Annotated in this window: 11 protein-coding genes and 1 other annotated feature (1 of these 12 only partly in view); of the genes, 1 reads left to right on the top strand and 10 read right to left on the bottom strand. The window is 41.5% G+C overall.

Annotated features, from left to right (window positions below):
• Positions 1 to 117: a binding site (T-box leader), on the bottom strand; it reaches 101 nt to the left of the window's first position.
• Between the two features lie 52 nt (positions 118 to 169).
• Both IEV18_RS10450 and guaB read right to left on the bottom strand, forming a co-directional pair.
• Positions 170 to 1,450 carry a serine hydrolase gene (locus tag IEV18_RS10450; RefSeq protein WP_373281915.1) on the bottom strand — a complete coding sequence of 427 codons (1,281 nt, stop codon included), beginning with the start codon at positions 1,448 to 1,450 and terminating at the stop codon, positions 170 to 172.
• Positions 1,451 to 1,735: 285 nt separating this feature from the next.
• Positions 1,736 to 3,208, bottom strand: a complete 1,473-nt coding sequence (gene guaB, locus IEV18_RS10445) for an IMP dehydrogenase (RefSeq protein ID WP_188392324.1) — start codon at positions 3,206 to 3,208, stop codon at positions 1,736 to 1,738.
• A 185-nt stretch (positions 3,209 to 3,393) separates the two neighbouring features.
• Between guaB and IEV18_RS10440 the strand changes: the two genes are divergently transcribed.
• Entirely contained in the window at positions 3,394 to 4,356 is a 963-nt protein-coding gene (locus tag IEV18_RS10440) for a YaaC family protein (RefSeq protein ID WP_188392323.1), read from the top strand.
• On the opposite strand, the gene IEV18_RS10435 is transcribed toward IEV18_RS10440, so the two are convergent.
• The 8 genes from IEV18_RS10435 to dnaA form a co-directional block, all read right to left on the bottom strand.
• Entirely contained in the window at positions 4,327 to 5,430 is a 1,104-nt protein-coding gene (locus IEV18_RS10435) for an HD-GYP domain-containing protein (protein WP_188392322.1), read from the bottom strand. The two genes, IEV18_RS10440 and IEV18_RS10435, sit on opposite strands and share 30 nt — an antisense overlap.
• A 65-nt stretch (positions 5,431 to 5,495) precedes the next feature.
• Positions 5,496 to 7,958 carry a DNA gyrase subunit A gene (gyrA, locus tag IEV18_RS10430; protein WP_188392321.1) on the bottom strand — a complete coding sequence of 821 codons (2,463 nt, stop codon included), beginning with the start codon at positions 7,956 to 7,958 and terminating at the stop codon, positions 5,496 to 5,498.
• Positions 7,959 to 8,054: 96 nt separating this feature from the next.
• Entirely contained in the window at positions 8,055 to 9,971 is a 1,917-nt protein-coding gene (gyrB, locus tag IEV18_RS10425) for a DNA topoisomerase (ATP-hydrolyzing) subunit B (RefSeq protein ID WP_229733627.1), read from the bottom strand.
• A gap of 48 nt (positions 9,972 to 10,019) precedes the next feature.
• Positions 10,020 to 10,301 carry an extracellular matrix regulator RemB gene (remB, locus tag IEV18_RS10420; RefSeq protein WP_188392319.1) on the bottom strand — a complete coding sequence of 94 codons (282 nt, stop codon included), beginning with the start codon at positions 10,299 to 10,301 and terminating at the stop codon, positions 10,020 to 10,022.
• 15 nt (positions 10,302 to 10,316) lie between these two features.
• Positions 10,317 to 11,429, bottom strand: a complete 1,113-nt coding sequence (gene recF / locus IEV18_RS10415) for a DNA replication/repair protein RecF (RefSeq protein WP_188392318.1) — start codon at positions 11,427 to 11,429, stop codon at positions 10,317 to 10,319.
• Between the two features lie 5 nt (positions 11,430 to 11,434).
• Entirely contained in the window at positions 11,435 to 11,665 is a 231-nt protein-coding gene (gene yaaA / locus IEV18_RS10410) for a S4 domain-containing protein YaaA (RefSeq protein ID WP_373281913.1), read from the bottom strand.
• Positions 11,666 to 11,900: 235 nt separating this feature from the next.
• Positions 11,901 to 13,034, bottom strand: coding sequence for a DNA polymerase III subunit beta (dnaN, locus tag IEV18_RS10405; protein ID WP_188392316.1), 1,134 nt, complete (start codon positions 13,032 to 13,034; stop codon positions 11,901 to 11,903).
• A gap of 193 nt (positions 13,035 to 13,227) precedes the next feature.
• Complete coding sequence (gene dnaA, locus IEV18_RS10400) at positions 13,228 to 14,562, bottom strand: chromosomal replication initiator protein DnaA (protein ID WP_188392315.1); 1,335 nt, start codon at positions 14,560 to 14,562, stop codon at positions 13,228 to 13,230.
• Positions 14,563 to 15,150: the final 588 nt, after the last annotated feature.

Genomic DNA, 15,150 nt, shown 5'->3' with positions numbered 1-15,150 from the left:
ATAGGTTCAGCAAATCAGTTCAAGGATGGATTCACAATAGACCTGACATCGATTTCCACCAGCCATCGACTCTCTTAGGACAGTTCTACTGCTACTATTTCCTTTCATCACTTTTCATCTCGATATTTATACATAATCATAATCAATTTTTTGCGGAGATGCAAGCTCCTTAACTAAAAAGTCCTTTGACGAAATCAACTGCGGAAGTAAATAAGTCGGTGAAAAAGTCACCAATGGCTCCTAACGTTAACATAAACCAGTTTGCTTTCTCCACTGCGTGTTCTGTGACGATATCCACTGTTTTTGCTCCTTCGCCAGTGATGTACCCATAATCGCCTTCTCCGTCATAAACCAATGTTGCCTGGCCAATGACTTCACCTTTTTCGATTGGAGCAACGAGTTCACCGTCTTCATTCAGTTTGCTTTCATCAAATTGGAATTCTAATTGATAGTTTTCTTCTTCATTTGCTTTTACCGGAATGCTGATTGCTTCATTCGTAATAACATTTACGGTGTCTTCTTTTCCTTTAGCGACAGGCAAGGTGCTTTCGCCTTTTGCCTGATATCCTGCAGGGAATAGCTCTTGCTGCTGGAAATTATTAAATCCGTAATCTAGCAATTTGGCCGTTTCCTGGAAACGTTCTTCTTCACTTCCTGTTTTCATGACGACGGAAATCAGCCGCTCCCCATTGCGGATTGCCGTCCCGGTAAAGCAGTATTCCGCCAATTCGGTGTAGCCTGTTTTTAAACCGTCTACCCCTTCATAATAAAATGGCTCTAAATAAGTTGCATCGTGAGGGAGCATCCAGTTATAGTTACGGATTGTCTGTCCGTCAAACTCTGTTTCCGGAATCCTGGAAATTTCTAACGCCTCAGGGTAGTCATTGACAATATGATAGGCAAGTAACGCAGCCGATTTTGCAGACAGCAAGTTCACTCCGTTTGGATCTGTGCCTTCTGGATAATTATCCCCCAAGTCACTGTTTTCTAAACCGGTGGAATTAACAAATTTAAAATCGGGAAGTCCCATTTCTTCCCCTTTTTGATTCATTAATTTTACAAATTCCCCTTCGGACCCGGCAATAAGCTCTGCTAGAGCAATCGTCGTGGCATTATCGGAGTTAATTGCCATTGCTTCATACAATTCCCGTACTGTATAATCCCTGTTTTGCCGCAATCCTACTCCTGAAAAACTATTATTTGCAGAAATGCTATAAGCATAGTCACTGATCATCGTTGTCGTATCCCAACTAATTTGACCATTTTCAATTGCTTCCCATACAAGATATTCGGTCATCATTTTTGTCATGCTAGCTGGAGGCATGGCGGTGTCTGCATTTTTCGCATACAAAATTTTCCCTGTTGTTGCATCTACCAATATGGCTGATTCTGCATTAATATCCATTTGCGCATGTCCATCTGCCGGATGTAAAACGATGGAAAAAAGCAATGCTACGAAGCTGATCACTATAGTTTTTACTTTATGTTTCACTTTTTTCTTACCTCCAAATTATTCCAGTATTACTTCATTTATTATTTCATTTGACAACGTTCATTTCTGATATCGAAAAAAATATCTATTATACTCGTAACGATTTAAAATTTCCCGTACACCTTCCCTATTTTAACATACGATTGTTCTCCGTCCCATTAATTTAACAAAAAAATACTTGCCAATTTTTTTCATATCGACATGCGTAGATTTCCCTTCCAAAAAAAATAGATGGTTTCCCATCTATTGAACAAAATAGTTTGGTGCTTCTTTTGTAATTTGTACGTCATGTGGATGGCTTTCTCTAAGTCCCGCATTGGTTATGCGGATAAATTGTCCATCTTGTCTTAACTCTTCCACTGTCTTCGTGCCGCAATATCCCATGCCGGAGCGCAGTCCGCCGACCAATTGATGAATCGTGTCTGCCAGTGCACCTTTATATGGAACCCGTCCTTCTATTCCTTCCGGCACTAATTTTTTATTATCTGTATCCGCCTGGAAATAGCGGTCTTTGGAACCGGCTTTCATCGCACCGACAGATCCCATTCCCCGGTATACTTTATATTTCCGTCCTTGATAAATTTCTGTTTCTCCCGGGCTTTCCGTCGTTCCGGCAAACATGCTTCCGAGCATGACGGCATGGGCACCTGCTGCCAATGCCTTTACAATATCGCCGGAATATTTAATTCCGCCATCGGCAATTATTGGCACGCCGTATTCTTCTGCTGCCATGGCACAGTCATATATTGCCGTTATTTGCGGAACTCCGACCCCGGCAACAACCCGTGTCGTGCAAATGGATCCTGGTCCTATCCCCACTTTAACAATACTTGCCCCAGCTTCAATCAGCGCGATCGTCCCTTCTTTCGTTGCTACGTTACCAGCGATTATCGTTAAGTCAGGATATGCCTGGCGCGCTTCCTTCACCTGGTCGATTACCCCTTTGGAATGGCCGTGGGCTGTATCGATAACAATCGCATCGACGCCGGCATCTACCAATTTCTCGATCCGAGCCATGGCATCTTTCGTTACGCCAACTGCTGCCGCAACAATCAGCCGTCCTTGGGAATCCTTGGCTGCATTCGGAAATTCGATAACTTTTTCAATATCCTTGATTGTAATTAAACCTTTCAAAATATTATTCTCATCGACAAGCGGCAATTTTTCGATTTTATATTGTTGCAGGATTTTTTCTGCCTCTGCCAACGTTGTCCCAACTGGTGCCGTAATTAAGTTTTCGCTCGTCATTACTTCTGAAATAAAAATGGAATAATCCTGAATAAAGCGCATATCCCGGTTTGTAATAATGCCGACTAGTTTTTGTTCCTCGTTGTTATTTACAATCGGAACACCGGAAATCCGGTATTTTGCCATGAGATGTTCTGCATCATATACTTGATGCTCTGGCGTAAGGAAAAACGGATTCGTAATGACACCGCTCTCCGAACGCTTGACACGGTCTACATGTTCAGCCTGTTCTTCAATGGACATATTTTTATGAATAACCCCAAGTCCGCCTTGTCTCGCCATCGCGATAGCCATTTCAGCCTCGGTTACCGTATCCATCCCCGCACTGATGAAGGGAACATTTAATGTTAAATTTGGAGATAATTTGGTGGAAATATCTACTTCCCGCGGCAATACTTCTGATTTTCTCGGTACTAACAACACGTCATCAAATGTTAACCCTTCTTTGCCAAACTTGTCTGCTCGCAACGCGAATCCTCCTTATATTTTCCATAATTTCCCTTTATAGAAAGTATGTTTATTTGAAGAATAGTAAAAACTAGGTAGCAAATTCTTTTTATTTACAATACGCCAATTACAAATCTTTTTCAATAACAGTTAAGAAATGCAAAATAGAAATTACATTCCGAATTTTCGTGCAAAGGATAAGAGTTATGAAGCAGAGAAAATTTCTTTCCTTTTTAACATCCCAATATACAGCGCAGCAGTTTCTGCTCCATTGTTATAAAAAATTAGAGGTGGAACATCCGGAAAAGAAAAGTTATGAAAATGCCTCCGCTTTTATCCATTTTTTAGATCACGGCTTAAAGTTTTATGAAAGCGGCAGGAAATTGGATGAACTGGTCCAGCCTGTTCTCTATTTTTACGGTCTAGCCCATTTATTGAAAGCGTATATATTAACGAAACGGCCGGATTATCCCGAATCCACTACCCATCTTGCCCATGGAGTGACAACGAGAAAACGAAAGAAAAAAGATTTTTCCTTCTTAGAGGATGAAGTAAAAGTTCAAAGAAACGGATTGTTTACTTACGCTGCAGAATATTTATTTTCCATCACACCTTTTCCCTTTGAAAAAATAAAAATGAAACATCTTCTTGTCTGCATTCCCGAGATGAATGAACTTTTTCGATTTCAGCAGGATGAAAGGCTGATTCCTGTAGGTACGATAGACTCGCCCTCCCTGCTATTTCCTTACGACCTGTTAGACACGTATCACGTGACCGAAAAAGCCTTTATCGAAAAAATAAAACCCTTTATGCCAGGCATAAAGGATATTCATGCGGAAGAAAACAATATCGTTTTCCAATTGGAAAAACCAATATTTCCGGGAAAGGGACCCTTCTTTTTCAATTATATCGACAAGAACATTTATTTCCCTGTCCATCGGGAAGATTTCCTCCCTTTGCCGGAAACGATGATTCATTATTTGCTGCTGTATAATTTAAGCATGCTTTGCCGCTATGAAACCGAATGGTGGGGGGAAATTTTAACGGAACGGGCGGATTATAATTATTTATATATTCGTCATTTCTTGCACATAACTGCAGAAAAGGTTCCGCTGTTAATCGAACAGGAACTGCTTCACCTACTGGGAAACAATCTCTTCAATATATAAATCTGGTACGTGCTGCAAGGAAATGATTTCCCCGCTGTCATGGAACCGGACCATCGGCCTCGTCGGTTTATTCGGGTCGATGAAGACGATTTCTGCATTCTTTTTGTTGGACAAACGCACTTTTGTGCCAATGGAGAAATTCGCCAAATTCCGGATAAAACTGCGAACAATTTCCGGGTCTAATTTGGAAAATTGGTCCTGCTCGATCTCTTCTATGACTTTGAAAGGAGATTGCTTCTCTTTATATAAACGCTCGCTAGTCATCGCGTGGTACATATCACTGATTGCGATAATCCGGGCATATTTGTGGATTTTATCTCCAGTTAATCCCAACGGGTAACCGCTGCCATCCATCCGTTCATGGTGCTGCAAAATCGCTAATTTCACCTGTGCGGATAAGCTGGGGATACTTTCAACGAGCCGATAGGAATATGTAGGATGCTTTTTTATTTGCGCCAGTTCTTCGCTGGATAATAAACCTTCTTTAAAGACGATGTCCGGATGGATTTTCGCCATTCCGCAGTCACTCAAGAAACCGGCGAGCCCGATTTGCATCCATTCCTTTTTCTCAAAATTTAGTTTTCTAGCAATAAAAGAAGATGTTATCCCGACGGCAATACTATGATAAAATATATAGTCTTCCTTCGTCGTATAATGATGGAGCATATATACTTCCCGGTCAATTTCTTCCGTACTTTCCAGCAGTGGAAGAATGATATTCCGCACTTCCCCGATTTCTAATGGAAGATGATTCTGTAACCTTTGGAAAATATCTTTATATTTTTCCTTTGCTTCTTCCAATCTGGCCTGAAAAGGCAATGTCCGCTTCTTCAATTGGACAGCTGTTTCCTCTGCCTTCTTCTGCTGCACCGCTTCCTTTCGTTTCGGCACGTAAATTTCCCCGCTGGCCAAAGTCTTTGAAACTTCCACCTGTTCCACGAGAAATTTTTTTAACACTTGAATATGGATTTCTTCTAATACAGTGTTTTTAGGGATGATTGGACGATTGGTTTTCCCTTTGACATCTCGGAATAGGATACATCCTGGAATAAGATCCGATGTTGCTACTTTCATACAAATCCCCCATGTCCATCAAGTATTAAGCAAGAAAAGGCGACAGCTGCCGCCCTATCTTGCCTTTAGTCCATATCACTTTCTTTTTCTTCCTCGGCTTCATGGTCAATTTTCGTTACGGTTGCCACTTCTTGCCCTTCCTGCAGGCGAATGAGAACTACTCCCATCGCGTTCCGCCCCGTTTCGGAAATATCGGCTACTGGCATGCGGATTAATACACCATGTGCTGTCATTACCATCAAGTCCTCGTTGCCGAAAACAGCCTTCACCGCAACAACATGTCCTGTTTTTTCATTTATTTTACAAGTTAGGACACCTTTTCCACCGCGATTAATGCGGCGATACTCTTCTACTTTCGTCTTCTTGCCAAATCCGTTGCTCGTAACGTGCAAAATCTTCGAATTTTCCTGAATGATTTCCATTGATACGACTTCATCATCATCCCTTAAAGAAATTCCTTTTACCCCGGCAGCACTTCTTCCCATAGCGCGGACTTGCGTCTCCTCAAAACGAATGAGGTAGCCCTGTTTTGTAGCAATAAACACTTCCTGATTGCCGTCGGTCAATTTGACAGAAATCAGTTCGTCATTTTCTTTAAGGCTTAAGGCGATGATTCCGCCTTTTCGGATATTGGCAAAGTGGGACAATTGGGTACGTTTTGCAATCCCGTGTTTCGTTGTAAAGAACAAATAGGCGTCTTCATTGTATTCACTTACGGAAATAACCGCATTAACCCATTCCCCTTTTTCCACTTGGAGCATGTTAATAATCGGAATTCCCTTCGCTGTCCGGCCGAATTCAGGAACTTCATAGCCTTTCGCTTTATACACTTTTCCTTTATTGGTAAAGAAAAGAATCGTATCATGGGTCGATGTGGAAATAAGATGTTCGACAAAATCATCCTCATTCGTATCCATCCCCTGCACTCCGCGGCCGCCGCGGCGCTGTGTCCGATAGGTGGATGAAGGCAGCCGTTTAATATACCCTTTATGGGTCAAGGTAATGACAATTTTTTCTTCCGGAATTAAATCTTCATCCTCGAAAAAGTCGGCACTGCCCATTACAATTTCACTGCGGCGTTCATCATTATATTTCTCTTTAATCTCCGTCAGTTCTTTCCGAATAATTTCGAGTATTTTCTCTTCATCGGCCAATATTGCCTTCAATTCGGCAATTAGCTTCCGTAACTCGGCATATTCATCTTCAATTTTCTCCCGTTCCAAACCGGTTAAACGCTGGAGCCGCATATCGAGAATGGCCTGTGCCTGCTTCTCTGACAACTGGAATTGTTCCATCAATCCCTCTCTCGCAATGTCCGTCGTTTTTGAATTGCGGATGAGGCTGATTACTTCATCTATGTGATCCAGCGCGATGCGTAACCCTTCCAAAATATGGGCTCTTGCTTCTGCTTTCCGCTTTTCAAATTCGGTGCGGCGTCGGATAATCACTCTTTGGTGATCCAAGTAATGCTTTAAACATTCTTTAATTGTCAGTACTTTCGGCTGTCCATCGACGAGGGCAAGCATATTAATGCTGAAATTGCTTTGCATCGCCGTATGTTTGAATAAATTATTCAATATGACATTCGCATTCGCATCCCTGCGGAGTTCAATAACAATCCGCATTCCGTTCCGGTCAGACTCATCCCGAAGGTCAGTAATACCCTCGATTCGCTTTTCCCGGACCAGTTCAGCGATTTTTTGAATTAGTTTTGCCTTATTTACCTGGAAAGGCAATTCCGTCACAATAATCGTTGACTTTCCGTTAGGGTGCTCTTCGATGTTCGTCTTTGCCCTAATAGTAATCGAGCCTTTCCCAGTTTCATAGGCTTTGCGAATGCCGCTCCGGCCGAGTATCAGTCCGCCGGTCGGGAAATCCGGGCCGTGGAGATAATCTTCCATAATTTCTTCCACCGTAATATCCGGGTCTTTACTTAAGGCAAGCACCGCGTCGATTGTTTCGCCTAAATTGTGGGGCGGCATATTCGTCGCCATCCCGACGGCAATGCCGGATGCGCCGTTTACGAGCAAATTCGGAAAACGCGCCGGAAAAACGACCGGTTCCCGTTCGGAGCCGTCATAGTTGTCCTGATAATCGATCGTATCTTTATTGATATCCCGCAACAGCTCCATGGAGATTTTCGACATCCTCGCTTCTGTATATCGCATCGCTGCTGCCGAATCTCCGTCGATAGAACCGAAGTTGCCGTGCCCGTCTACAAGCATGTAACGATAGTTAAAATCCTGGGCCATCCGAACCATCGTTTCGTATACCGCCTGATCACCGTGGGGATGATATTTACCGATTACTTCACCGACGATCCGGGCTGATTTTTTATGGGCCTTGTCCGAGTGCATGCCCAAGTCATTCATCGCATATAAAATCCGCCGCTGTACCGGCTTTAAGCCGTCACGAATGTCGGGCAATGCCCGTGAGACGATAACACTCATCGCATAATCCAGGAAAGAATTGCGCATCTCTTTACTAATATTTACTTCTTGAATTCTTCCGTGTTTTTCTTCCTCCATTGCTATACCTCCTGTATGGAAAATAGAGAGGATCTATTTTCCAAAAAGCATAGAGATTCTGGACGATCCGCTTCCTTCATTCGAATCTCTATGCTTTTAAATATCCAAGTTTTTCACGAATTTGGCGTTTTCTTCAATAAACCGGCGCCGAGGCTCGACTTTGTCACCCATCAGCATATCAAATACCCGGTCTGCATCAATGGCATCTTCCAATTCCACCTGCAGCAATGTCCGTTTCTCCGGATCCATCGTTGTATCCCACAATTGTTCCGCATTCATTTCTCCAAGACCTTTATACCGCTGAATCCCCGGTTTCGGTGTTTTTGGCAATTGCTGCAAAATTTCTTCCAGTTCTCTGTCGTTATAGGCATATTTCACCGTTTTTCCTTGCTGTATTTTATAAAGCGGCGGCTGGGCGATATACACATAACCATGTTCGATTAAAGGCCGCATAAAACGGTAGAAAAAGGTTAAGAGCAATGTCCGGATATGGGCACCGTCTACATCCGCATCGGTCATAATGACGACTTTATGGTATCGGGCTTTCGTAATATCAAAATCTTCGCCAATGCCCGTGCCTAGAGCAGTAATCATGGAACGCACTTCATGGTTGGATAAAATCCGGTCCAGCCGTGCCTTCTCCACATTTAAAATTTTTCCTCTTAGTGGCAAGATAGCCTGGAAATGACGGTCTCTTCCTGATTTTGCTGAACCTCCCGCAGAGTCTCCCTCCACGATATACAGTTCACTGATCGAAGCATCTTTGGAAGAACAGTCGGCAAGCTTCCCTGGCAAATTGGATACTTCGAGTGCGCTTTTTCTTCTCGTTAACTCCCGGGCTTTTTTCGCAGCAATCCGGGCTCTTGATGCTGTAATTCCTTTTTCCACAATTATTTTGGCAATTTGCGGATTTTCCAATAGAAAGGTCGCAAATGCCTCCGAAAATAATGACTCTGTTACGGCACGGACTTCACTGTTACCAAGTTTTGTTTTCGTCTGTCCTTCAAATTGAGGATTTGGGTGTTTAACGGAAACGATGGCCGTAATCCCTTCCCGGACATCATCACCGGTAAGATTTGCTTCATTTTCCTTAATTAAATTGTTTTTTCTTGCATAATCATTAATTACCCGGGTTAGTCCTGTCCGAAACCCGACTTCATGGGTACCGCCTTCATACGTATGAATATTATTGGCAAAGGAGTATATATTACAGGCAAACCCGTCATTATACTGAAGGGCAATTTCCGCAACGATATCTTGGGCGCTGCCCTCGGTATAAAATGGCTCGTGCAGCGTTTCTTTATTTTGGTTAATAAACTCGACATAGGAAATAATTCCGCCTTCATAGTGATACGTCACTGACTGGCCGGATCGTTTATCTTCCAGCTTAATGGTTAACCCTTTATTCAAAAATGCCAATTCCCGCAGCCGCTGGGACAATGTTTCATAATTAAATTCAGTTGTTTCCGTAAAAATTTCCGGGTCCGGTTTGAAGTGAGTAATCGTACCCGTCGTATCTGTCGTTCCAACTACTTCAATTTCCCCTTGGGGTTTGCCCCTTTCAAAACTTAAGTAATGGATTTTCCCGTCCCGGTGGACATATACTTCCAGATGGCTGGATAGGGCGTTTACAACGGATGCGCCAACACCATGCAGTCCGCCGGATACTTTATATCCGCCGCCTCCAAATTTTCCTCCAGCGTGCAAAACGGTCATGATGACTTCCAATGCCGGCCGTCCCGTTTTCTTTTGAATCGCTACCGGAATTCCCCGTCCGTTGTCTTTCACGGTAATACTATTATCCTCTTCCACGGTCACTTCAATTGTGTCGCAATAGCCGGCTAAAGCCTCGTCAATACTATTGTCGACGATTTCCCAGACGAGGTGATGGAGACCCTTTTCACTCGTTGAACCGATGTACATACCAGGTCTTTTCCGAACTGCTTCCAAACCTTCCAAAACTTGTATTTGATCAGCATCATACGTTTGTTCGACAGATATTTTTTCTTCCATTGACATTTTCTCACTCTCATTTCTAATGAAAAACTATTATTTTCTATTTCACTCCGATTCGCTTGTGAAATCTTCCATATTGCGAATCGCCGAAAGCATATTTTCCCGTTTTTTCAACGTCGATACAGCAACAGAAGTATAGTACACTTTATCTGTTGTTATGATGACAGATTTTGCGTTCCTTTTAGAACCGATTGCTTCTTTGTCCTTTTCGAATTCCGCCAACATTCCTTCCGAGTTCTCAGAACTGCTGGAAATTGTTCGATAATCCATCATGGCAATAATTTTATCTGACAGAATGACATTTCCATTTCCAATATGGATAAACATATTTTGATTCCCTTCTTATCCTTTTTCCACGGTCCCCGCTGTAACGCGGAATAGTTCTGCTTTGTTTAACGTGTCATGGTTAATACCGTCCACGCTCGTCGTGGAAACAAAGGTTTGTACTTTTCCTTGAATCGTATTCAAGAGATGGGATTGTCGGTAGTCATCTAATTCGCTCAATACATCATCTAGGAGAAGAATTGGATATTCTCCAACTTCTTTATGGATTAGCTCAATTTCAGCAAGTTTCAGTGATAAGGCGGCAGTTCGCTGCTGGCCTTGGGATCCGTAAGTCTGAACATCTTTATTATTGACATGGAATGCCAGGTCGTCCCGATGAGGACCTATCAGCGTCGTTCCCCGCTCCACTTCCTTGTCTTGTATTTCCTTAAATTTCCTGTAATACGTATCTTCTATTGTCTCCTTATTTGTATCTTCTGATACTTCAATTGTCGAGCGATAGTGGATTTCCAGCTGTTCCAGACCTCTGCTGATGGATGCATGAATTTCTTTTGCCCAATTCTCCAGCAAATCAATAAAAATAAATCGTTTTTCCAGAATAATAGCCGCATGTTCAATGAGCTGTTCCGTCATTATTTCCAGCATTGCCCTATTTTGGTTTTGAAACTGCATTTGTTTCAGCAAATGGTTCCGCTGCTTTACGATCTTTTGGTACTGGGCCAAGTGATAAATGTATGTCGGCTGGATTTGTCCTAATTCCATATCGATAAATCTCCTCCTTACTTGGGGAGATCCTTTCACTAAAGTTAAATCTTCGGGCGCAAACATCACAACATTTACCGCCCCGATAAAATCGCTTAACCGCCGCTGTTCTAAATGGTTCAGTTTCGCCTTTTTTCCTTTGGAAGAAATAATCATTTCCACCGGGAAACTTTGATTACGCTTATATATTCTGCCTATTATTTTAGCATAATCCTTGTCCCACTGGATGAGTTCTCTTTCGTGGGATGTCCGGTGGGATTTTGTAAAGGCTAGGACGTATATGGCTTCCATTAAGTTTGTTTTCCCTTGAGCATTTTCGCCTATAATGACGTTCACTTTATCATTGAATTCGATATCTAATTTTTCATAGTTCCGGTAGTTCTTTAAGGACAATTGTTCCAAATGCATGCGAATTATTCCTCTTTTACAATGGTATAAATGCCAAAGCCTTCAATTTCAACCGTGTCCCCCGGATATACTTTCCTGCCGCGGCGGTAATCTTTTTCTCCATTTACAAATGCACCTTGTTCCTGGATAAAGGCTTTCACCATCCCGCCGGAGTCAAGGATATTTAATTTTTTGATCAGTTGGCCTAACGTAATGTACTCGGTACTTATTGTCACTTTTTCATGCAATGCAATCACCAAATTTATTTTTTATGATTAAAGACTAGCTGCTTCCGCTTTAACATGCACATAAAACCTTCATATTTCTATTTTACTAAAGTTTTCTGATTAAGGAAAGGAAGGGGGTAGGGGAAAAGAGTAAAACCTTCTATTCAAGCTTATTTTTGAAAATAAAGGGTACATTGCACTAGGTCAGATTTGTGGTAAAAGAAAGAAGCTCTTATCATCAGACAGATAAGAGCTTCGAAAAGAATTAAAAAGTTCTCACTGGCAATATCAGCTGGAGAATGGAATCATCTTCTACCGGACGGATGATGAATGGACGCATTGCTCCAGTAAAGTCAATCGTTATTTCATCGTATTCAATCGCCCTAAGAGCATCCATGACATACTTGGAACTGAAGGAAATTTTTAATTCCTCGCCCTCCATCGAAATGGCAGAAATATTTTCTACCACCTTACCGATTTCCGGTGAATTGCTGGATATTTCGATCATATTTCCTTCGGTGGATAAACGAACGACATTATTTTTTTCATCCTTTGCCAAAAGTGAGGCCCGATCAATTGTATGCAGCAATTCCTTCGTTTTCATCTTGATTTTTGTTTTGCTGTGGGTCGGGATTAGCCGATCTGTTTCCGGATAATTCCCATCCAAAAGCCGGGACAGGAAGTTGATATTTTTTGTCCGGAATAAAATTTGGTTGTTCGTAACACTGATTTGAATCAGTTCGTCAGTGTCGCTTAAAATTTTATTCAATTCATGCAAGCTTTTTCCAGGCACGACAACATTTTCAAACTGTACCGCAGCATCTTGAATTTCCACTTCCCTTGAAGCCAACCGATGGCTGTCCGTTGCTACGAAATGCAGCCGGTTATTTGCGAGCCGCATATTTACACCTGTTAAGATCGGGCGGGTTTCCATTGTCGAGACGGCAAAAACCGTTTGTTTTATCATATTTTTCAATACATTGACAGGCATTTCAAAAGTATCATCGGTTTGAATTTTCGGCAGGAGCGGATATTCTTCGGCGTCTTGGCCGTTTAAATTAAATTCAGCTTTGCCTGAACGAATGACCGTTTTCAAACTGGAATCAACTTCAATAGATACGATATCCTCCGGCAATTTGCGGATGATTTCCGGAAAATATTTCGCATGCAAAACAATGCTTCCTTCTTCAATATGCTCCACGTTCACTTTTTCTTCTTCTTCGGCAGGAATAAAAGATTCAATTGAAATATCCGAGTTGCTCCCTGTTAACGTAATTCCATTGTGAGAAGCTTCTACTTTAATCCCTGTTAAAATCGGAATGACTGTACGAGGGGAGATTGCTTTCATAACATTTTGCAAGCTGGAAATTAGTAAATCTCTCTGTATCGTAAATTTCATAAAAAATTCCTCCTAGGGAAGTTCTCTTTATATTTATTTTATAATAAAAATATAATAATAAAAGTAATAGTCTCTGTGATTATGTGGATAACCAAAATTCACTCTACGAAAATAAGGTTGTCCACATGTGGATAAGGTGTTCATAAGGATCGGGAATTGATAAACATAATTCACATGGGGATAAATTGATAGTTTATGATTTCAGTTTTTTTATAATTTCTTCAATGTCCCGTTCCAATTGCGCATCCTTTTTAATTAGTTTTGCAATTTTTTCATGGGCATGAATTACGGTAGTATGATCCCGGCCCCCAAATTCATCCCCGATTTTCGGCAAAGAATAATCTGTTAGTTCCCTCGATAAATACATGGCAATCTGTCTCGGGAAAGCAATCGACTTCGTCCGTTTTTTCGCAGCAAAATCTTCGAGACGGAGGTTGTATTTTTGCCCAACTACTTCCTGAATATTTCGGATTGTAATCGTTTTTGGCTTATTGCTTGGCACAATATCTTTTAAAGCTTCAGCTGCAAGCGCCGCGTCTATGTCTTTGTTTACTAGAGAAGAGTAGGCAACAACGCGGATTAATGCTCCCTCCAATTCACGGATATTCGTATCGATTTGATTGGCGATGTAGAGCATCACTTCATTCGGTATATCTAACCCTTCTGCCTTTGCCTTTTTGTTCAAAATGGCTATTCTCGTTTCCAGATCCGGAGGGGTAATATCTGTAATTAACCCCCATTCAAACCGGGAACGGAGCCGGTCTTCTAATGTGGGAATTTCTTTAGGCGGCCGGTCGCTGGATATGATGATTTGTTTGCTTTCTTCGTGCAGCGTGTTAAATGTATGGAAAAATTCTTCCTGAGTTGATTCTTTTCCCGCAATAAATTGAATATCATCAATTAGCAGGACGTCCACATTGCGGTATTTATTGCGAAAGGCGGTCGTTTTATTATCCATGATGGCATTAATGAATTCATTGGTAAATTTCTCTGAAGTCATATACACGACTTTCGCGTTCGGATTGTGCTCCAGCACGTAATGGCCAATGGCATGCATTAAATGAGTTTTTCCAAGTCCGACCCCTCCATAAATAAAAAGAGGATTATATGCCTGGGCTGGTGCTTCGGCAACGGCTAGAGATGCTGCATGGGCAAAACGGTTTCCTGCGCCAATGACAAAGGTATCGAATGTATATTTTGGATTGAGCATCGTTTTTGTGTCGTGGCTTGTGGAGCTTGTTGGCTTGGGAACAGGCTTTTCTTCAATAATTTCTGGCATGTTGTCCGGAATGATAAATTTTATGTTTAAAGTAGAGCCGGTAATTTCCGTAATAATGTCAGAGACTAAATCGGTGTACTGGTTCTCCAGCCAATCTCTGGCAAACTCGTTCGGAGCAGTAATAATGAGCGTGTTTTTTTCAATACTGTCTGCTCTCGTATTTTTCAGCCAAGTCTCAAAGCTGGGTTTGCTTACTTTCTCTTCTATCTTTTTCAGCGTAATTTCCCACAGCTCATCGATATTTTCCAAGAAGATTCCACTCCTTTCAAAAATCGCAAAAAAAACCTTCTATGTTAAAAGGCCGATTGGAAGTAAGTACGTTTTATTACTTTAGTAGGGGAAATGAAAATTATCTTATATATAACTATAAAAAAAATCTTCAACGATATCCACAGATAAAATAAAAAAAGTTTTCACAATGTGAATAATTTAATCCACAGCTTATCCACATTTTGTGGATAAGAAGAAAACATGAAATACTTTCCACAAGTGAAAACATAAATATGATATCAGAAAAAACCTTATCATGCAATGGCTTTTCTGCACTTATCCACATAAATAAACGGCTGTTTATTGTTTTTATCCACATAGGCCTTTTGGTGTGGATTTTTTGTCGATATTTGTTGGAAAAGAAAATTCGCTGCAGAAATTTGTTGACAGGGGATGTGGATAATTTGCAGCTGTTTTGGGGAGAGAGGGAAGGGATCCGGTTTGTTCCTGGATGACAGCGCTGAAGAGTAAAAATTCTTCGTGATAATTTTCTACAAAGTATACCCCAAAATATACGAAATATGGGATAATATGGTTATATTAAACAGCTAAATTAGTATATTTTGG

Origin of the sequence: Compostibacillus humi, from assembly GCF_014637175.1 — a bacterium.
GTDB classification, from domain to species: Bacteria; Bacillota; Bacilli; order Bacillales; family Amphibacillaceae; genus Oceanobacillus; species Oceanobacillus humi.
This window is presented reverse-complemented; position numbering and strand designations above follow the sequence as displayed.

What these genes read in the sequence shown, in the direction of transcription:
- gyrA (WP_188392321.1), bottom strand. Translation starts at nt 7,958, where the DNA reads ATGGAGGAAGAAAAACACGGAAGAATTCAAGAAGTAAATATTAGTAAA.
- remB (WP_188392319.1), bottom strand. Translation starts at nt 10,301, where the DNA reads ATGTTTATCCATATTGGAAATGGAAATGTCATTCTGTCAGATAAAATT.
- dnaN (WP_188392316.1), bottom strand. Translation starts at nt 13,034, where the DNA reads ATGAAATTTACGATACAGAGAGATTTACTAATTTCCAGCTTGCAAAAT.
- IEV18_RS10435 (WP_188392322.1), bottom strand. Translation starts at nt 5,430, where the DNA reads ATGAAAGTAGCAACATCGGATCTTATTCCAGGATGTATCCTATTCCGA.
- recF (WP_188392318.1), bottom strand. Translation starts at nt 11,429, where the DNA reads ATGCATTTGGAACAATTGTCCTTAAAGAACTACCGGAACTATGAAAAA.
- IEV18_RS10440 (WP_188392323.1), top strand. Translation starts at nt 3,394, where the DNA reads ATGAAGCAGAGAAAATTTCTTTCCTTTTTAACATCCCAATATACAGCG.
- gyrB (WP_229733627.1), bottom strand. Translation starts at nt 9,971, where the DNA reads ATGGAAGAAAAAATATCTGTCGAACAAACGTATGATGCTGATCAAATA.